This window comes from Nocardia inohanensis NBRC 100128 (assembly GCF_001612945.1).
Taxonomy (GTDB): domain Bacteria; phylum Actinomycetota; class Actinomycetes; order Mycobacteriales; family Mycobacteriaceae; genus Nocardia; species Nocardia inohanensis.
The window spans coordinates 102,348-121,915 of record NZ_BDBK01000010.1 but is presented as its reverse complement, the minus strand read 5'-3'; the positions used below and the strand labels follow the sequence as shown (position 1 = coordinate 121,915).

Annotated in this window: 16 protein-coding genes; 10 read left to right on the top strand and 6 right to left on the bottom strand. The window is 68.8% G+C overall.

Annotated elements, in window-relative coordinates; all coding sequences use genetic code 11:
* Positions 1 to 127: 127 nt before the first annotated feature.
* Complete coding sequence (locus NI1_RS20225; protein ID WP_067823094.1) at positions 128 to 1,930, bottom strand: TerD family protein; 1,803 nt, start codon at positions 1,928 to 1,930, stop codon at positions 128 to 130.
* A gap of 142 nt (positions 1,931 to 2,072) precedes the next feature.
* Between NI1_RS20225 and NI1_RS20220 the strand changes: the two genes are divergently transcribed.
* Positions 2,073 to 2,570, top strand: coding sequence for a hypothetical protein (locus NI1_RS20220; protein WP_245663317.1), 498 nt, complete (start codon positions 2,073 to 2,075; stop codon positions 2,568 to 2,570).
* A gap of 52 nt (positions 2,571 to 2,622) precedes the next feature.
* Here the strand turns inward: NI1_RS20220 and pabB are convergent, their stop codons facing one another.
* Positions 2,623 to 4,767, bottom strand: a complete 2,145-nt coding sequence (gene pabB / locus NI1_RS20215) for an aminodeoxychorismate synthase (protein ID WP_067823841.1) — start codon at positions 4,765 to 4,767, stop codon at positions 2,623 to 2,625.
* Positions 4,768 to 4,893: 126 nt separating this feature from the next.
* Between pabB and NI1_RS20210 the strand changes: the two genes are divergently transcribed.
* Complete coding sequence (locus NI1_RS20210; RefSeq protein WP_067823092.1) at positions 4,894 to 5,949, top strand: phosphotransferase family protein; 1,056 nt, start codon at positions 4,894 to 4,896, stop codon at positions 5,947 to 5,949.
* A gap of 236 nt (positions 5,950 to 6,185) precedes the next feature.
* Positions 6,186 to 6,767 (top strand): DinB family protein, encoded by a 582-nt coding sequence (locus NI1_RS20205; protein ID WP_067823838.1) that lies wholly within the window; start codon positions 6,186 to 6,188, stop codon positions 6,765 to 6,767.
* A gap of 6 nt (positions 6,768 to 6,773) precedes the next feature.
* On the opposite strand, the gene NI1_RS20200 is transcribed toward NI1_RS20205, so the two are convergent.
* Both NI1_RS20200 and NI1_RS20195 read right to left on the bottom strand, forming a co-directional pair.
* Positions 6,774 to 7,964 (bottom strand): serine hydrolase domain-containing protein, encoded by a 1,191-nt coding sequence (locus NI1_RS20200; RefSeq protein WP_067823089.1) that lies wholly within the window; start codon positions 7,962 to 7,964, stop codon positions 6,774 to 6,776.
* Positions 7,965 to 8,006: 42 nt separating this feature from the next.
* Positions 8,007 to 8,774, bottom strand: coding sequence for an alpha/beta fold hydrolase (locus tag NI1_RS20195; protein ID WP_067823084.1), 768 nt, complete (start codon positions 8,772 to 8,774; stop codon positions 8,007 to 8,009).
* Positions 8,775 to 8,834: 60 nt separating this feature from the next.
* Here NI1_RS20195 and NI1_RS20190 point away from each other — a divergent pair, with 60 nt between their 5' ends.
* The 7 genes from NI1_RS20190 (at position 8,835) to NI1_RS20160 (ending at position 16,131) form a co-directional block, all read left to right on the top strand.
* Positions 8,835 to 9,200, top strand: a complete 366-nt coding sequence (locus NI1_RS20190) for a MerR family transcriptional regulator (protein WP_067823836.1) — start codon at positions 8,835 to 8,837, stop codon at positions 9,198 to 9,200.
* A gap of 106 nt (positions 9,201 to 9,306) precedes the next feature.
* Positions 9,307 to 10,746, top strand: a complete 1,440-nt coding sequence (locus tag NI1_RS20185) for an amino acid permease (RefSeq protein ID WP_067823081.1) — start codon at positions 9,307 to 9,309, stop codon at positions 10,744 to 10,746.
* A 46-nt stretch (positions 10,747 to 10,792) separates the two neighbouring features.
* On the top strand, positions 10,793 to 11,605 hold the full coding sequence (locus NI1_RS20180) for a serine hydrolase domain-containing protein (protein WP_067823078.1): 813 nt from the start codon (positions 10,793 to 10,795) through the stop codon (positions 11,603 to 11,605).
* 138 nt (positions 11,606 to 11,743) lie between these two features.
* Complete coding sequence (locus NI1_RS20175) at positions 11,744 to 12,277, top strand: DUF3145 domain-containing protein (RefSeq protein WP_067823833.1); 534 nt, start codon at positions 11,744 to 11,746, stop codon at positions 12,275 to 12,277.
* A gap of 431 nt (positions 12,278 to 12,708) precedes the next feature.
* Positions 12,709 to 12,873 (top strand): hypothetical protein, encoded by a 165-nt coding sequence (locus tag NI1_RS20170; protein WP_157535224.1) that lies wholly within the window; start codon positions 12,709 to 12,711, stop codon positions 12,871 to 12,873.
* A gap of 94 nt (positions 12,874 to 12,967) precedes the next feature.
* Entirely contained in the window at positions 12,968 to 14,515 is a 1,548-nt protein-coding gene (locus NI1_RS20165; RefSeq protein ID WP_157535223.1) for a TY-Chap domain-containing protein, read from the top strand.
* 218 nt (positions 14,516 to 14,733) lie between these two features.
* Positions 14,734 to 16,131 carry an FAD-binding oxidoreductase gene (locus NI1_RS20160; RefSeq protein ID WP_067823070.1) on the top strand — a complete coding sequence of 466 codons (1,398 nt, stop codon included), beginning with the start codon at positions 14,734 to 14,736 and terminating at the stop codon, positions 16,129 to 16,131.
* Here the strand turns inward: NI1_RS20160 and dctA are convergent.
* The gene (gene dctA, locus NI1_RS20155; RefSeq protein ID WP_067823068.1) at positions 16,128 to 17,483 is read right to left on the bottom strand and encodes a C4-dicarboxylate transporter DctA; all 1,356 of its coding nucleotides are present in this window, start codon (positions 17,481 to 17,483) and stop codon (positions 16,128 to 16,130) included. The two genes, NI1_RS20160 and dctA, sit on opposite strands and share 4 nt — an antisense overlap.
* 86 nt (positions 17,484 to 17,569) lie before the next feature.
* On the bottom strand, positions 17,570 to 19,333 hold the full coding sequence (locus tag NI1_RS20150) for a penicillin-binding transpeptidase domain-containing protein (RefSeq protein WP_067823065.1): 1,764 nt from the start codon (positions 19,331 to 19,333) through the stop codon (positions 17,570 to 17,572).
* Positions 19,334 to 19,568 lie beyond the last annotated feature (235 nt).

Below are 19,568 nucleotides of genomic sequence, written 5' to 3'. Positions count from 1 at the left end.
AGCCCCTTTCCCGATGCGCTTTTCTGGGACGGTAGAACCGCGGTCATTGTTACTCAACATGATTCATCGCATGGTGTGCGATGGGCGACAGGTGGTACCGGCGGGCGACCGATTCCGGTAACGCGCCTCAGATGCGCGCCCCCTTCACGCGATTGCAGGCCCGGCACAGGATCTGGAGGTTGGCCGCACTGGTGGCGCCGCCGCGGCTGATCGGGATGATGTGGTCGAATTCCAGGTAGTGGCTCTCGCCGCACTCCACGCATTTGCCGCCGTCGCGCTGCCAGACCTGGGCTTTGATCTCCTGGGAGATGGAGCGGGTGTCGCGGCGGCCGGGGGACAACGCGAGGCGTTTGGCCACGCGCAGCGCGCCCTCCACCGTGGCGGCGACATGATCGGGGTCCGCCACTTCGAAGCTGGCCCCGCCGCGCGCCGAGGTGGCGGCGATCGCGACCTTCCCGTTCTCGGAGGCCACCGAAACCACTCGCGCCCAAGGCATTTCGGTGCCGGTATCGGCTCCGGTGAAGCGCAGCTTCTTATTGCTCAGGATCAGCCGGCCCTCGGTGAGCTTCGGCCCGCGCGCCAGCTGCCGGATGTGGATGGCGGGCACATTCAGATGCACCTGTTCCCCCGGATCCAGATGCAAACCGGGCGTCGGCACCACCGGCAGCTCCCCGGCCCGCAATCGAGTCAGCATGCGCCCGCGCCCCATTCGCCGCCGCAGATCCTCGATCAACGGCCCGGACAGCGCCAGCTCGGCCACCGTCTCCTCGAACCCGTCCAGCTCGGCCTGCTCGATCGCGCCGTCCGCGAACGCGAACGCCACCCGCCGCTCGACATGGTCGTGCCCGGCCGCCCGCAACACCGCCAGCCCGGCCCCGCGCTCGATCCGCTGATAGCGCAGCGCCGTCCACAATCCGGCCCAATCGTCGCCGCGCACGCCGACCGTCCGCAGCACCCGCTCGGCCCGTCCGCGCCAGCCCGCCAGATACTCCTCGATCTCCGCCGCGCACTCCCGGCAGGGCGCGGGGCGGCCGAAGAACCGCAACCGGCGCGGCCGCCCGCACCGTGGGCAATGCCGGGCGTCGGCCGGCGGCATCGCCCGGGCGGCGGCCGTCCACTCGGTTCCGTCCCACCATCGCAGCCGGCCCGGCTGCTCCGGATCCGGATGCCAATCCGCGAGTTCGGCGCGCGGGGGTGGCGGCAGCGGCAGCTCGCGCGCCGGCCGGGCGAGGGTGAACCCGCGCCGCCGCACCGGTTCGGACCCGGAATCCTCGCCCGGCGCACCGGCTTCGGGTTGCCCGGTCGCCCCGGCCCGCCCCGGTGCGGTTGCCTCGCGGGTTCCCGCTGCCTCCGACCGTCCGGCCGCCGCCGGCCCGGTTGCTCCGGAGCGCCCGACCGGCGATGCGCCTGCGGTCCCGGCCGGTCCCGGATCGTCCACGCGCACGCCGAATTCCGTCACGATCCCGGCCAGCCCGCTCGCCCAGCCCTGTCCGACGGCCCGGAATCGCCATTCCCCGTCGCGGCGGTAGAACTCGCCGAACATCATGGCCCGCACCGATTCCGCGTCGGCGAGCTCGAACCACGCCACCGGGCGGTGATTGTCGAAGACCGTGAGCACCAGCCCCGGGATCTCCGCGAAAGCGCCGTCGTCGAGCGAGCCGGTGAGCACGATCCGGGTCACCTCGGCCTCGGTGCGGGGGAGGGACACCGACAGGCGCGCGGTGCCGGGCGCGGGGTCCTGATCCAAGGTCACGGCCTGCGATATGTGCCGGGGTGCGTTGAAGAACACGAAGTCACGGTCCGACCGGACTCTCCCGTCGCCGGTCAGCAGCAAGGCGTGCGCGTCCACCTCGTGATCGGACTGCCACGAAAGGACAACCGTCAGAAGCGATGTCGGAACCGGCGCATGGCCACCCTTGGTGAGTTTCATTGTGCTCGACCTATACCACGGGGCTCCGACAACCAGCATTCCGCGAGCATCCGGGGGCGGGTGGGGGAGTCCGGCTCGAATCGATATGCGTCCGAGTCGGTGCGGAGGTTGCATACTGTCCGGTCTGCGGCACAGTGGAGGCATGACCAACCCGAAGGGGCCGAGCCGCAAACCCGAGCCGTCGCGCGGCAAACCGCAGCCGTCCCGCGTGCCCACCGCGGGCGATATCCTCGCCGCCGCGCAGGCCGCCGTCGAAGCCGCCCAGAACGCGGCCGGTCAGGCCCTGGATTCCGCCCAGTTCACCGCCACCACCGCCTTCGACACCGCGGTCCGGCTCCCGCCCGCCTCGATCCAGCTGGCCGCCCAGCTCCCCGATCTCATCGAGAACCTCACCACCGCGGTGGAGCGGCTCAACTCCACCATCGACCGCCTCGACCGCACCCTGGCCCTGGCCGAGCCGGCGTTCGTCGCCTACGACAAGCTGCTCACCCGGCTCGAAGCGGTCACCGCCCTCGGCGAGGAGGTCTTCGCCCGCCTGGACAAACTCCCCGGCATCTCGCTGCTCGGGCGCTTCACCACCCGCCCGCAACCGGAACCCGAACCGCCCGCCTCGAACTCGCGCCGCGACCGCCGCAAGTAGGCGTCGCGCCCGTCCCGCGCGGAAGGATGCTGCTTATGAAGCGGGCAGGGAGTCAGGGGGAGGGGAGCGGTGCGACGCCCACGCCGGGCAGGGCGCGCAGGGCGGCGGCGGCCTTCCAGACCATCTCGTGGTACTCCTGCGTGGGATCGGAGTCGAGCACGATCGCGCCGCCCGCCCCGACCCGCCAGCGGCCGTCGTAGCGGACGGCGGTGCGGATGACGATGTTCAGGTCCGCGGTCCCGCCCAATCCCAGGAAGCCGATGGTGCCGGAGTAGATTCCGCGCGCTTCGGTCTCCAGTTCGTCGATGATCTCCATGGTGCGCAGCTTGGGCGCACCCGTCATGGAACCGCCGGGGAAGCAGGCGCGCAGGCAGTCGATGACGTCCAGTTCCGGGCGCAGCGTCCCGCGCACGGTCGAAACCAGCTGGTGCAGTGTCGTATACGACTCCACCGCCATCAGCTTCGGGACATGCACCGTGCCGATCTCGCACACCCGGCCGAGATCATTGCGCAGCAGATCCACGATCATCAGGTTCTCGGCGCGGGTTTTGGGGTCGCGGGCCAGCTCCGCCGCCAGCCGCTCGTCCTCGTCCGGGGTCTGCCCGCGCGGCGCGGTGCCCTTGATGGGCTTGCTCTCCACCGTGCGCGCCCGGTCCAGCTTGAGGAACCGCTCCGGTGACGAGCACGCCACTTCCAGCTCGTCGAAACGCAGAAAGGCCGCGTACGGTGCGGGATTGCAGCGGCGCAGGGTCCGGTAGACGCTCAGCCCATCGCTGTCGGCGGGCAGATACGCGCTGTCGGTGATACAGATTTCGTAGGATTCGCCCGCGTTCAACTGCGCGCGGCAGGCCGCCACATCCGCGAGATACCGCTCCCGGCCCCGCGTCAGCAGCGGTGCGACCGCGCTCTCCTCGGCGCGCAGATACAGGTCCGGTGGATTCTCCCAGGTCCGCAGGGCCTGCACCGCCGAGCGCGTGGTGTTCAGCCAATCCTGTGCGGCGGCAAGGGAATCCGCGCTCGGCTCGGCCAGCGCCAGCAGGTGCGTGCGGCCCGCTTCGTGATCGACCACGACCAGGCGATCGGCGAACACCCACTGCGCGTCCGGAGCCGGGGCCCGATGCGCGGTCGCGGCCCCGCAGTCGGCCTTCATCTCATAGCCCAGGTAGCCGACATAGCCACCGGCGAAATCGAAAGGCACATCCGGGAATTCGATGTCGCGACGGGATAGTTCGCCGGATAGATAGTCGAGTACGGTGCCCGGCACCGTGCGTTCCCCCGCGGCGGAGGTGACCGACACCTGTCCGTCGCCCACCCGATATCGCACCACCTCGGCCAGCGGCCCGGAGGCGTCACCCAGGAAGGAGAAGCGATCCAGCCCCGGCTCCACATGCTCGCTGTCCAGCCAGAACGCGGTCGGTGAATCCCGGTACAGGCGCAGGAACACGGCCTCGGCATCCACGGCCCGCTCGATCACCGTCTGCTCGACGCGGTACTCGACCCCCGCCACCGTCATTCCGGCATGCTTTCGGCCGGAATCCACACGCTCACTGTGGATCCCGGCCAAGGGCACGCCGGGATGACGAGGTGCGGGTCCGAGTCGATCCCGCCGCGCCCAGTGCTTCGCCGTCAGCCTGGCGAAATTGCGCAGCAGGGACGAACCGTGTTCGCTGGCAATGGATTCCGGATGGAACTGCACCCCCCACTGCGGCCGCGTCCGATGCCGTACCGCCATGATCACACCATCCGGCGCGGTGGCCGTCGCCTCCAGGCTGTCCGGCAACGGCATTGCCGCACACAGCGAGTGATATCGAACCGCCGGGAAATCCTGCGGCAGCCCGTCGAACAGCTCCCGCCCGTCATGCGTGATCCGATCCGGATATCCATGCCGAGCCCGCGGCGCGGCAACCACCCCGCCCCCGGCCGCGATCACGATCCCCTGATGCCCGAGGCACACACCCAGCAACGGCAATTCCGACTCCGCGATCACCGCCGCCGAGATCCCGAAATCCCGCACCACATCCGGTCGCCCGGGCCCGGGCGAGACGACGATATTGTCGAATTCCGCGAGCCCCAGCCCGTCGATATCGCGCACCTCGTCATTGCGCACGACCACGGGTTCGACCCCGTTCACCTCACTGATCAGCTGATACAGGTTGTAGGTGAACGAGTCGTAGTTGTCGATCAGCAGGGTGCGCATTTCAATCCCGCACATTACGCCAACCCCGCCCGCACACCCCGCTCCGACCTGCGTGAACGAGGCCGCCGCCACTACTGCTGGCATATGCCTTCAGTTTGCTGGGTGGTCTACGGCACAATGTGAGGCATGTCTGTAGCGCAGCCGGTCGAAGTGGATCGTGACGTCGTCGATTTCGCCATCGTCGGCAAATGGATGGAAGAGCAGGGCTTGCCCGGCGGCGAGTTCGAGAAGGTGCAGCCGCTCGGCGGCGGCACCCAGAACATCATGCTGCGGTTCACCCGCGGCGGACAGGACTATGTGCTGCGGCGCGGGCCCAAGCATCTGCGCGCCGCCAGCAATACGGTGATCAGCCGGGAATCGCGGATCCTCGGCGCGCTCGACGGCACCGGCGTCCGCGCGCCCAAGGTGATCGCGGCCTGCCCGGACGAGTCGGTGCTCGGCGCGTCGTTCTATCTCATGGAGCCGGTGATCGGCTTCAACCCGCAGAACGAACTGCCCGAGCTGCATGCCGGTGACCCGGAGGTGCGGCGGCAGATGGGACTGTCCGCGGTGGAGGCCATCGCGCGGCTCGGGTCGCTCGACCACGAAGCCCTCGGCCTGGCCGATTACGGCAAACCGGCCGGCTTCCTGGAGCGTCAGGTGCCGCGCTGGCTCAAGGAACTCGACTCGTACCGCGGTAACGAGGGCTACCCCGGACCGGAGATCCCGGGCGTCGAGCGGGTGGGGGAGTGGCTCGATCGCAATCGCCCCGCCGACTGGAAACCCGGCATCCTGCACGGTGATTGCCATCTGGCGAACATGATGTTCTCCTTCGACGGCCCCGAAGTGGTGGCCATGGTCGACTGGGAGATGTCCACCATCGGCGACCCGCTACTGGATCTGGGCTGGCAGATCGCCACCCGTCCGGAACCCGGCACCACCGGTGCGGCGCTGGTCGGTTCGCTCGGCGCGGCCGGCGGGCTGCCCACCCCGGCCGAGATGATCGAGCACTACGGCAAGTTCTCCGACCGGGATCTGAGCAATGTCACCTGGTATACGGTGCTGGCCTGCTTCAAGCTCGGCATCGTGCTCGAGGGCACCCATGCCCGCGCGTTCGCGGGCAAGGCGCCCAAGCAGGTCGGTGACTTCCTGCACGCCATCACGCTCGAATTGTTCGAGAAGGCGCATCAACTCATGCAGTGATCGTCCGCAGCACGCCGCGCGCGACGGCCGCGCGCAGCGAACGCAGTCGTCGGCGGAGGGCCGTGTGCGTGTTCACCGGAGTGTCCTTTCGTCGGGAATATTGCGGCTGCGACGGTAGCCAATCGGCGGCCGGGTGCGAAAGGGATTTTTCGTACCCGGCAAACCTGTCGCGATCTTGGTGTCTGTTGGCAGGATATCGGTGGAAGTTAATCTTCTGCCACCCTACGGTGGGTGGCATGCCGATCGTCGCCGATACCAAAGACTGGACCTGGGTGCTGGAACGCGCCTGCGCCGAATGCGGATTCGACCCGGATGCCATCGCCTACGCGGCGGTGCCGGGCCTGGTCCGCGACAGCGCCGTGCGCTTGGGCGCGGCCCTGCGACGACCGGATGCCGCGCTCCGGCCGGATGATTCGACCTGGTCGGATCTGGAGTACGCCGCCCATGTTCGCGACGTGTGCCGCATCTTCACCCATCGCCTCGATATCGCCCGCACCGCGGCGGCGCGCCCCGGGCCGCAGATCGGCGGATACGACGCCGCGGTCACGGTGACCGAATCCGGGGTGCCCATGTTCTCCAACTGGGATCAGGACGTCACCGCCGTCGCCGAGAACTATGCGGCGCAGCAGCCCGGCGCCGTCGCGGCGGAACTCGCGGATGTGGCCGAAATCGCAGCGGCCGCCTTCGAATCCGTGCCGGAGGCCGAGCGCGAGCGGGCGGCGCTGCGCGGCAACGGTTCGGCATTCACCATCGATTCCATGGCGCGGTACTTCGTGCACGATCTGGTGCACCACGTGCACGACGTCGAGCAGGCGTAGCGCGTTTCAGCCGCAGCGCAGCAGGGCCTCGCGGAGATTGCGCGAGCGCACGTCGTCGAGCACGGCCATGCCGAGGCGGTTCATGACGTAGCCGAAGCCGAGACCCGTTGCCGGATCGGCGAATCCGAACGAGCCGCCGTAGCCGGTGGTGCCGTAGGCGCGTTTGTCGGTGCCGAATCGGAAGCTGCCGCGCGACTTCCGGAAGCCCAGGTGGTAGCGGCTGGGGGTGAGGAGCACCAGGTCCTCGGCCGGGACGTCGTCGGCGGTATCGGCACTGGCCAAGCGTTGCAGCAGGTCTCGGTCGATCGGCAATTCGCCGGTCTCCCCGGCCGCTGCCCCGTACACCCGGGCCAGTGCCCGCGCCGTGCCCACACCGCCCGCCGCCGGGCTCTCCACCTCCAGGAATTCCCGGCGGGCGGCGCGGGCCGGTGCGCCGACCTGCGGGCTGTTCAACGCGCGGAACGACAGCCCCTGCTTGCTGTACAGCTGAATTCCGATGCGCAGCGGCAGATCTCGCTCGTAGCGCAGAATGTCCAGGCCCGCGGTGGCGGACAGGGTCGCCACGCGATCCAGCGGAATCTCCTCCGGCAGGCCGATATAGAAATCCAGGTGCAACGGCGCGGCGAAGTCCTCGGCGAATACTCGGCCCAAGGTGCGCTGTGCCGGATCCACCCGCCGGATCAGCTCACCCTGATACAGCCCGGCCGTGATCGGGTGATACCCGTGCCGGGTTCCCGGCTGCCACAACGGTTTCTGCTCCGCCAGGATCCCGGCGAGGCGATCCAGATCCGCCATATCGGCGAGCCGCACCGGCCGATCCAGCGCCGCCAGCCCCGCCTGATGATCCAGCAACTGCCGGACCGTGATCGATTCCTTGCCGTGCGCGGCGAACTGCGGCCAGTACTTCGCCACCGGAGCCTCGTAATCCAGCAGCCCCCGCGACACCGCCGCCGCGAACACGAACGCCGTCATGCCCTTCGTGGACGACCACACCGGGGCCATGGTGTCGCGCTCCCACGCCACCCGCCGCTTCCGATCCCGGTGCCCCGCCCACAGATCCACGACGGGCCGGTTCCCGTCGAACACGGCCACCGCCGCGCCGATCTCGCCGTGCCGGTCGAAATTCCGCCGGAAAGCATCGGCCACCGGCCCGAATCCGGATTCCACCTCACCGTGGATCGTGACATGCGCATTCATGATCCCTCGATGGTAGCCGCCGAACTTACCGGCCGGTCAGGTTCAGCCCCGGACCGGCTGCCGGCTCAGGAATTCGAGGATGGCCGCATGCCAGGGTGCCGGCTGCTCGAGCATGATCACGTGGCCGCCCGGCAGCTCCAGATACTCCGCGCCGGGGATGCCCGCCGCCTGGGCGCGGGCATTGGCCGGATCGACCAGCAGGTCGCCGGTCAACCCGATGACCAGGGTCGGCACCGTGATGCGCGCCAGGTCGGCGGTCACATCGGCGGCCAGTACGAGCGCGGCCTGCGCGGCCGTCCCGCCGGGGATGTTCGCGGCGGTCATCGCGATCGCCGCCGAAAGCTGCTCCGGGGGAATCGAATTCACGAAGTCCCGGTCGAAACCGGAGAGCAGCACGAGGCGGGCGAAGCCCTCCCGATCACCGGCGGCCAGCAGGCGCTGCCACAGCTCGGCGGTCAGCCCGGTGCGATTGTCGGCCCGCGCGAATCCCGCGGTGAGCACCAGCCCGCGCACCCGCTCCGGATGCCGCACCGCCGCCCGCACCGCCACCGCGGTGCCGAGCGAATAGCCGACGATGGTGAACTCCTCCGCCCCGGCGGCGACGGCCGCCGCCACCAGTGCGTCGGCCAGCTCGTCCAGATCCAGCGGGGTGTCGTCGGCCGGGTAATCCGGGCCGATGACGGTATGGGCCGCGGCGAGCAGCGGAATCAGCCCACCGAAATTGGCGGCGATGCCACCCCCGGCCCCGTGCGCGAGCACGATGGCGGGGCCGGATCCGGTGACCGTGGTGGAGAGCGAAATGTTCGTCATGGCAGCGACGTTAGGGATTCACATGGATGTGAACGTCAACCCCGAGTGCCGGAGGTCACAGTGCTGATCGGAGAACTGTCGCAGACCACCGGCGTCGCCCCGCGGCTGCTCCGCTACTACGAGGAGCAGGGACTACTTGTCCCGCACCGCGATTCCAACGGCTACCGCAGCTACGACGCCGAGGCCCCCACCCGCGTCCAGCGCATCCGCGAACTGCTCCGGGCCGGCCTCAACACCCGCGCCATCCGCGAACTCCTGCCCTGCGCCGTGGCCACCGGCATCCAGCACTGTGATCGCACCCGAAAGATCGTGCACGACGGCCTGTCCCGCCTCGACGACCAGATCGCCGACCTCACCCGCCGTCGCGATCTGCTCGCCCAGCACCAGTCCGCGATCCACGCCGGCCCCTACGACGCCACGCACTGAGCCGCCATCCGGTTGGAAGCCGGTGGGTAGCTCGGGTTTTGAAAGCGCGCTTGACACGGGACCCCTGAGTCGGTTTCCGGGGTCTCACCAGGTAGCGTCGCAGTACGTGCCCGGACTCTCTCGGATTACCACTTCTTTGCTGCGGACCAAGCCCGTCGAACAGCTCGCTTCGGATGGTGAGCACACCGCGCTGAAGCGCAGTATGGGCCTGGTCGCGCTGATCTCGCTGTCGGTCGGTGCGACGCTGGGCACCGGCATCTTCGTGGTGCTGGGGGAGGCCGCGCCGCTGGCCGGACCTGCGGTGGTGGTGTCGTTCGTGATCGCGGCGCTGGCCGCCCTGTTCTCGGCGCTGTCGTACGCGGAACTGGCGGGGGCCGTACCGGTTTCCGGGTCGGCGTACTCCTACACCTATGCCACGCTCGGCGAGATCATCGCGTGGGTGTGCGGGTGGTGCCTGCTGCTGGAGTACGGGGTGTCGGTGGCGGCGGTCGCCGTCGGGTGGGGGTCCTACCTCAACGAATTCCTCGGCTCCACCATCGGATGGCGGATTCCCGAAGCCCTGTCCGCGCCGCCGGGTGCGGGTGGGATCGTCAATCTGCCTGCGGCCGTGGTGGTTCTGCTCGCCACCGGCGTACTGCTGGACGGCATCCGGGAGAGCGCGCGGGTCACCACCATCACCACCATGGTGAAGATCGCGGTGCTGGTGTTCTTCGTGGTCGTCGCGGTCACCGCCTTCGACTCCGGGCACCTGCACCCCTTCGCGCCGATGGGCGTGGCCGGTATCGGGGCGGCGGCCTCCATGGTGTTCTTCTCCTTCATCGGATTCGATGCCGCCTCCACCGCGGGTGAGGAGGCCAAGAATCCGCAGCGGGATCTGCCGCGCGCCATCATCATCTCGCTCGGCATCGTCACCATCGTGTACGTGCTGGTGGCGCTCACCGCCGTCGGCGCGGTCGGCGTGGACGACGTCAGCGGCTCCGGCGCCTCCCTGGCCACCGTGCTCGAGCAGGTGACCGGGCGCAGCTGGCCCGCAACGATTCTCGCGGCGGGCGCGGTCATCGCCATCGCCTCGGTGGTGCTCACCGTGCTCTACGGGCAGACCCGGATCCTGGTCTCGATGTCGCGCGACGGGCTGATGCCGAAGGTGTTGTCCAAGGTCGGCAAGAAGCGGGTGCCCACCGTGAACACCCTCATCGTGGGCGGTGTGGTCGCGGTGCTGTCGGCGCTGGTGCCGCTGGGCGAGCTCGTCAATGCCACCAATATCGGCACCCTGGTCTCCTTCGGCCTGGTGAACATCGGCGTGCTCGTGCTGCGCCGCACCAAACCCGAGCTGCCGCGCACCTTCCGCACCCTGGTCCCGCTGGTGCCCGTGCTCGGCGTCCTCATGTGCGGGTGGCTGCTGCTGCATCTGCCGGGCGTCACCTGGCTGGCCTTCACCCTCTGGTCCGCGGTGGGGCTGGTCATCTACTTCGGTTACGGTCGCCGCCGCTCGGCGCTCAACCGCGCGCCCGCCCAGCAACTCACCCCCTCCGGCTCCGATGCGTAGCGCGCCCCGCAGCGACTCGACGCGGACCGGCTCGTAGGCTCGGGGAGTGCGAGCGCTCGAGCAGATTCGACAGTGGCCGGTCCGGCATGCGGCGGCCGGGGTGGCGGTGCGCGGTAAGGGAACCGTGGACACCGAAGGCGATACCGAGCGGGTCTTCCGGCTCGCGTCGGTGACGAAACCCCTTGTGGCGTACGCGGTTCTGGTCGCGGTCGAGGAGGGTGCGGTGGAGCTGGAGCAGCCCGCCGGCCCGCCCGGATCGACGGTGCGGCATCTGCTGGCGCACACCTCCGGGCTGGCGTTCGACACCGGCGAGGTGCTCGCCGAGCCGGGCGCGCGGCGGATCTACTCCAGCGCCGGGTTCGAGGTGCTCGCGGATTTCGTTGCCGCCCAGACCGGGATCCCCTTCGATCGCTACCTGCACGAGGCGGTCTTCGAACCGCTCGGCATGGGATCGTCGGTGCTCGCGGGCCCGGCGGGGCATGCCGCGCAATCCTCCGTCGCAGACCTACTGCGATTCGCTGAAGAATTGCTCAACCCGCGAATCGTAAGTGCCGAATTGCTTTCCGAGGCAACCGCAGTGCAATTCCCGGGACGCAATGGCGTACTCCCCGGTTACGGGTCGCAGCGCCCCAACGACTGGGGATTGGGCTTCGAAATCCGCGATCACAAAATCCCGCACTGGACCGGCGGGGCCAATTCGGCGCGGACTTACGGACACTTCGGGCAATCGGGCACCTTCCTGTGGATCGACCCGGAAGTCGGCATGGCGTGTCTCGGGTTGGCGGACGAAAATTTCGGTGACTGGGCCCGGGCGGCGTGGCCGACCCTCAGTGACGCCGTCATCGCCGAGTTCGGGTAGCGCCCCGGCGCGTCCGCATCGCCGCGCGACACGTCTCGAAAGCAACACACGTAACACCGGGCACTCCAGTAAACTCGGGCAACGCCGGCTGTCGGGTCGTTGGGGAAGACGTCCCTCGTCCAGCCGGAGGTGTCAGTGGTGCGCGCGTCGAACCAGTTCGCGGAGGCGACGTCTGGAGTCGTCTACATCCATGCGTCGCCGGCCGCGCTGTGCCCGCATATCGAATGGGCGCTCACCTCGACCCTGAAATCACCGGCGAAACTCAGATGGACCGCCCAGCCCGCGGACCCCGGCCATCTCCGCGCCACCACCGATTGGTATGGCCCGGTCGGTACCGGCGGCCGGTTAGCCAAAGCATTGCGGGACTGGCCCGTCCTCTACTTCGAAGTCACCGAAGACCCCTCCGAAGGCGTAGACGGCGAGCGCTACAGCTTCGTCCCCGGCCTCGGCCTGTGGAACGCCCCCATGAGCGCCAACGGCGACGTCATGGTCGGCGAGATGCGCCTGCGCGCCATCGTCACCGAGGCCCGCGCACAAGGCCGCAACTCGGCGCACGAGATCGCCGCCGAACTCGACCGCGCCTTGGGCACCCCCTGGGACGACGCCCTGGAACCCTTCCGCCTCGGCGGCGAAGGAGCCGAAGTGACCTGGCTCCGCCGCGACGTCGGCTGACCCACGACCTGGTCGGCCGATCACTGTGAACTGGTTGCGGCATCGGCCGAGAGACCCCCGCAACCAAAGCACGCTCGCGGTGGGGTGGGGAGTGGGCCCGCGTGGCGTGCGACGTGTCGCGGCGGGGCGGGGCAGAATCGCGAGGGGGTGGCCTGACGATTTGGGAGGCGCTGGTGCGTGGATTGGCTGGACGGCTCGCTTTCGGAACCCTTGTCGCCGTGCTCGGCTGCGGGGTGACGGCCTGTGATGACGATTCTTTAACCGCCTCCGCGCCCAGTGGGGCGGCGAGTTCGGTGGCGCCGGCTACCTCCGCTGCGGCCTTTCCTGCGGCGGGGCACGAGATCGTGCGATGCGGTACGGGGCCTTGGGGGCTGGCGGTGGTCGCTTCGACCGCGAAGGGAAATGAGTTCTGTCCCAACGCATCCGCTGTCGTGACGGCTTACGCGGATCAGCGTGCGGGACAGTCGAGCGGTGATATCGCGGTCGTCGTGGAGAACGTGCGGTGGGTGTGCGGGGAACGGCAGGGTGAGCCGAATCCGTATCAGGAATGCTCCAGCCAGAACGAATCCGCCGACAAGGTGCGGCTCTACTCTTGACGATCGCCCGGCGAGACACTGGAATTCGGGTGCTTCAGATGTCCGAAATGTCGTGCTAAGTTTCGCCGGTTGTTCGGAGTAGATGGAGTTTCGGGTGGGGATCGGCGGATGGCTGGGACGTGACCGGTCGGACGCGCTGTGGGAGACCGTCGCGATGGAAGCCTGGCGGGAATTCCCGATCAACCTGGCCTGGGAGATGTTCGCGCTCCCGGCCGGCGGTAGCGTCGAGCTGTCGGCGCGGGGGGCGCGCTTCGTGGTCTTCGACCGGCCGGGGCAGAGCCTGCGCTGCATATTGCCCGCGAACGCGAATTATCCGGGGCGGCACCGGTTTCCGCAGCACTGGGTGCCGGAGCTGCAACGCGGCGGCTGGGGCATGGATCAGGACGGCGGCTGGCAGCGGTGGCTGCCGTGGCCCGCCCGCTACGAGGATTTCGAATACGTGGCGGGGCTGGTGGCGGCCGTGCTCCAGGACGCCTCCGGGCTGCCGACCCCATTGGAGCTCGCGGCCGAGGGGCGATTGCACGAGACCGAACTCGATACCGGGCTGCTCGCACCCAACGGATTCACCGAGGACGAGATGGGTTCCGCCGCACCGAAAACGCTGCTGGACCACATCCAGACGGTGCGAACCGCCTTCGAGGACCGGCTGGAGCTTCAGCGCACCCTGCACGAGGGGCGGGTGGCCGTCGGCGCCGACTATCTGGCCGAACGGCCGGAGCTCGAGATCCTCACCGGCGGCCTCGCGGACTGGCCGGTCCGGGAGCGGACCGCCGACTTCATCGTCTCCGGCGGGCCCGGGCATCTGCTGCTGGTGGACGTGCATCTGGACTTCGAAGGCACCGGCCGGCTGCCCGAGACGAACTATCCGATCGACGGCCGAATCGTCCAGCGGGGCAGTCGATCCCATGTCATGCAGGTCATCGCGGCGGACCCGGACCTCGGCGACGCCGTCCGCGGCCGCCCCGACCTCGGCGTCCTCGAACAGCTGCACATCGAATACCTGCTGCTGGTGATGGACCCCGACGACCGGGTGCACGTCCACCGCTACGACCTCGACCAGTTCCAAGATCCCGATATCGCCTATCAGGCGTATCGGATGGACGCCCACCGTTATCCGGTGCTACAGCCGCCGGATCGGCCGGACCTGGACCGAATCCCGCACTGGCGCACCGCGAATGCCCCCACCGCCCCGATCGCGGTGCTGGCCACCGATACCGGCGAGGGCTACGCCATGGCCGACCTCACCGCCGAAGCCCTCGCGAACCCGATGCTCTACCCCTCGGCCGTCGCGAGTCTGGCTCTGCTCCAATACGATTGGGAACTCAGCGATCACTTCGGCCTGCACGTCGCCAACTGCTCCGGATACGACTTCTCCGCCGAGAAGATCCTGGACGCGCAGGCCCTCCGCCACGCCCACGACGCCTTGGAGAGCAATCGGCTCTGGATCGCCGTTCCCCGCCGCACCTGCCTGCTCGCGGTCCCCTACGAGCTGGACGCCCGCCAGACGCTGATCTTCCAGCATCTGGTCCAGCTCACCTACGACGACGATTCCTACGGCAACGCGCCACTGACCCCCGGCGCGTATCTGGTCGAAGACGGCCGCATCGTCGACTTCGTCGCGGACGTCCAATTGCTCGGATAGCGGGCCGGCGCTCCCGGAAGCGGTGTTCGCCACCCGGCCCGGATGCCGCAGCAGCTCGCCGGAGGCTGAACCTTCCGGCCCGCCGGTTACGTATGTCCGGAGCGGGAAGTGACACCGAAGTCGACGGATGGGCCGAACGACCGATGCGCGGAGCACGCTCCGGAACGCGATCCGGCCTTCGCGCCGGCCGCGGCGTACCGGATCGAAGGAGCTGCACCATGACCACTGTCGGAATGGATATCGAGAAGCTGCGGGCCGGTATCGGCGGGCCGGTGATCGCCCCGGGCGATGCGGAGTACGAATCGGCCCGCCAGGTCTGGAACGGCGGCATCGACCGCAGACCCGCGCTGATCGTGCGTCCGGGTAGCGCGGCCGGGGTCGCCGAGGCGGTGCGCCAGGCGCGTCAGTCCGGACTGGATCTGACCGTGCGCGGCGGCGGGCACAACTATGCCGGGCACGCGGTCGCCGACAATGCCGTGCTGATCGACCTGGGTGGGCTGAACGCCGTCACCGTGGATCCCGGCGCGAAACTCGCGCGGGTCGGCGGCGGAGCGACCTGGGCACTGGTCGACAGCGCGACCGCCGCCCATGCCCTGGGCGTGACCGGCGGCTTCATCAGCAATACCGGGGTCGGCGGGCTGACCCTGGGCGGTGGCATGGGGTGGATCACCATGCGCGCCGGATTATCTTGCGACAGTGTGATTTCCGCCGAGGTCGTCACCGCCGACGGCCGGATCGTGACCGCCTCCGCCGAAGAGCACCCGGACCTGCTGTGGGCGCTGCGCGGGGGCGGCGGAAACTTCGGCATCGTCACCGAATTCACCTTCGCCCTGCACGATCTGCCGCCGCTGGCGCAGGCGACCATGCTGTACTGGACGCCCGAGCACGGCGTGGCCGGGCTGGCGGCGGGCCGCGACCTCATCGAGGCCCTGCCCGCCGGATACTGTGCCGCCATCCTGGCCGTCCACGCCCCGCCCGCGCCGTTCGTGCCCGAGGAATACCATTTCGCACCGGGATTCGTGGTGGCCGTGGTCGGCTTCGGGGAACCCGCCGAACTGGCCACCGTCGTACAACCCCTGCGCGACGCAACCCCCACTCCCGCTTGGGAACTCGTCACGCCGATGCCTTACACCGCGCTCCAGCAGATGTTCGACGAAGCCGCGCCGCGTGGCCTGCCCGCCTACGAAAAGGCGCTCTACGTAGACGATCTCAGCGATGAGGTGATCTCGACCCTGGTCGAGCAATTCCCGCGCAGCAGCTCCCCGCTCTCGCTGCTCCCGATCTTCCCGTTGCGGGGCAGATACACCGAGATTGTAGACGCCGCAACGGCTTTCGGCGGTTCACGCCGCCCCTGCTGGGCCGTCAACATCAGTGCCATCTGCCCCGACCCGTCCACCTTCGACGCCGAACGGCAATGGGTCCGCGACTGCTGGGACGCCCTGCGCCCGTACGCACGCTCCGACGCCGGCTACATCAACTTCCTCGTCGACGACGACCAGCAACGCGTCCGGGACAGCTACGGCGACAAGTACTCCCGCCTGGCCGCCCTCAAATCGACCTGGGATCCGGACAACGTCTTCCACCACAACGCCAATATCCGCCCGGCGTCGGACTAGCCGGCTGCCGCCATCGGATCGGGGTCGAGCAACGGTTCGACCGGTTCGCCAGCCAGAACCTTGCGCAGGCGATCCCGGTCGAGCTGCCCCTCCCAATTGGCCACCACCAGGGTCGCCACACAGTTCCCGAGCAGGTTCACCGTCACCCGCATGGAATCCATGATCCGATCCGCGCCGAGCAGAATCGCCACGGCCGCAACCGGAATCGAGCCGTGCCCGATGGCGCTGATGGTCGCCGACAGCGCCAGGAACGACGAACCCGGCACTCCCGCCATGCCTTTCGAGGTGAGCATCAGCACCAGCAGCGCGGTGACCTGCTCGCCCAGGCTCAAATCCACCCCGACCGCCTGCGACAGGAACAGCACGCAGATCGCCAGGTACAGGGTGGCGCCGTCGAGGTTGAACGAATAGCCGGTCGGCACCACCAATCCGGTGGTGGCCCGCGACGCGCCCGCATCGACCAGCTTGGTCATGATGCGCGGCAACACCACCTCGGTCGACGCGGTGCCCAGCGCCACGAACAGCTCGTCCTTGATGTAGCGCACGAACTTCCACAGGCTCACCCCCGCGAAAACCCGGGTGATGACCGCCAGCACCAGGAGGAACAACAACGCCGCGCCATAGCAGCAGGCGATGAGTTTGCCATAGCTGCCAAGGGTTTTCAGCCCGTACTGCCCGATGATGTAGGCCATGGCGCCGAACGCCCCGAGCGGCGCCAGCCGCATGATCCAGCCGATCACGATGAACAGGATCCGGCTGGTGTGATCGATGAGCTCCAGCACCACCGGCGGGCCGTTCTCGCCGAACTTGGCCAGCGCCAACCCGAACAGCACCGCGATGAACAGCACCTGCAACAGCTTGTTCTCGGCGAACGCCGACATCAGCGAGGTCGGGATGATGTTCATCAGGAACTCGACGGTGTGCGGCAGTTCCCCGTTCTGGGTCTTCTTCGCGACCTGGTCCGCGCCGGACGCCAGGGTCGCCGCGTCGATGCTGAAACCCGACCCCGGCTTCACCAGATTCCCCACCACCAGCCCGAAGGCCAGCGCGAAGGTGGTGACCACCTCGAAGTAGATCAGCGCCTTCACGCCGATCCGGCCCACCGACTTCAGATTCCCCACGTGCGCGATGCCCAGCACCACGGTGCAGAACACGATGGGCGCGATCACCATCTTGATCAGCTTGATGAAGCCGTCGCCCAACGGTTTCAGATCCGCGCCGAACTCCGGCCAGAGCGCGCCGACGAGAATGCCGCCGACCACCGCCACCACCAATTGGGTGAACAGGGATCGGTACCACGGCGTGCGCGCGTCCGGTGCGGACGTGACCGGTTGCTCCAGTAAATCCGACATGCCGGAACGGTAGGGAGGGGGTGTATCACCGGGGTGTCCGCGTCGTTACCGCCCTGCAAGATCATCCGATGATCCCATCGCCCTGGTCAGCGGGGTGCGCGCAGCATCCGCCCCGCCGCCTCCACCGCCGGGGCGGAACTGCCCGCGTCGCTGATGAATACAGCGAAGGCCAGATCGCCGGAGATGCCGACGAACCAGCCGTGCGCGTGCTTGTCGTCGATGTACTCGGCGGTGCCGGTCTTGCCCATCAGATCCGGGATGTCGTTGAGCGCGGTGGCGGTGCCGCCGGTGATCGTCTCGCGCATCATGGGTTTGATCTGAGCGGGGATGTCGGCGGGCAATGCCGGGGGAGTGCGGTCCGGCTTGCCGGGCTGTCCGGTCACCACCACCGGGGCGGGTACCGAACCGCGTGCGATGGAGGCCGCCACCAGCGCCATACCGAACGGGGTCGCGACCACCTTGCCCTGCCCGATGCCCGCTTCGACCCGTGCGGCGGGTGTGTCCGCGGTCGGGACCTTTCCGGTGACGGTCGTCAAACCCGGTGTCACATAATCGATTCCGAGGCCGAGTTGCAGTCCGGCATCGGTCAATCCATCGGCCGGGAGCTGCACCGCCAGCTTGCCCATGGTGGTGTTGCAGGACTTGGCGAACGCGGCGTGCAGCGGGACGTTCCCGAGGTCGAAGTTGTTGTCGTTGGGGATCCGCCGGCCTTCGATATCCGCACTGCCCGGGCACGCCACCACGGTGTCGGGGGTGACCAGACCGGCTTGCAGCGCCGCCGACACCGTCACCGTCTTGAAGGTCGACCCGGGCGGATACAACCCGGTCAAGGCGATCGGCCCCTGCGCGTCAGCGGCCGAATTCTGGGCCATGGCAAGCACATTCCCGGTCGAGGGCTGCAATGCGACGATCGCGGCGGCCTGCCCGATCGGCGCGAGCGCCGCCTCCGCTGCCCGCTGCCAGCCGATATCCAGGGTGCTGCGGATATCCTCGGTCGGCTTCGCCTCCTGGCCCGCGACTCGCACCGTACTGCCGTTGGTCGTGGTGGCCCGCACCGCCCAACCGGCCGCGGCGTCCGCCTGCTGCTGCCATAGCTCCGCCAGCCCCGACAGCGTCGGCGAGGCCAGTGCCCGATCGTTGGTGAGCAAGCGCGTCTGCTTCGACAGCGTGACGCCCGGCACCGCCGCCAGCTGTTGTTCGATCGGCGCTATATCGGATTCCCGCAGCGTTATCGCGGTAACCGTCTTGCCCTGCGCCCCAGCCAGATCCGAAGCCAGGGAGTCGGCGGTGATGCCCGGCGACACCGGACCCAGCAGCGCTGCCGCCGCCCCGGTATCGGCTCCCGGAGCCAGATTCACCAGCGTGACCACCTGCTGCGTCATCAATTCCCCGCCGCCGGAATCGAGAATCCGCGCGGGTTTCGCGTACGCCGCACCGTAACTCAGCGGCCCTTGATCCAGCCCCGGCGCGACCGTCGCCGGATTCCAATGCACCTTCCACCCGTCGGCATCCTTGGCGGTGCCGGAAGTGGTGTAGGTCCACTCGTTCTTGCCGTCCTGCCCCAGCTTCCAAGTGGCGGCGAGGGTGAAAGTCCCGTCCCCGCCGTCCTTCTTGGATTCGCGAACCTCGAACTTCACCTGCTTACCGAGCCCGTCGTACAACGGCGCGAGCGCATCGGCCGCCGACTTCGGATCATCGGTCAATGCCGCCGCGGCCGACACATCATCGGCGGTCAGCGCCTCGGCGAACCGCTCCGCCACCGATTTCGGCTGGTCCGGCCCCGACGAGCAGCCCGCCACGGCCAGCACGGGTACCGCGAGCAAGGTGAGAATCCTGGTGGGAGTACGCACTCACCCGACCATACCGATGATCTCGCCGCCGGCCCGGTGCCGCACCGATGCGCCCCGGCTGATCGCGTGATCGCAAGCGCGCGGCAGACGCCGCTCGCGGCGGCACCGGCTTGTCGCATGCGGGCGGCTCGGCATCGGTGACTACGCCGCGAACCCTGCCGGGAGCGGTGAAGGCGCCGCCGCGGTGGAACGACGGCGTGGCGTACCCCGCCCGCAAAGCGCGCCCCGATCGCAG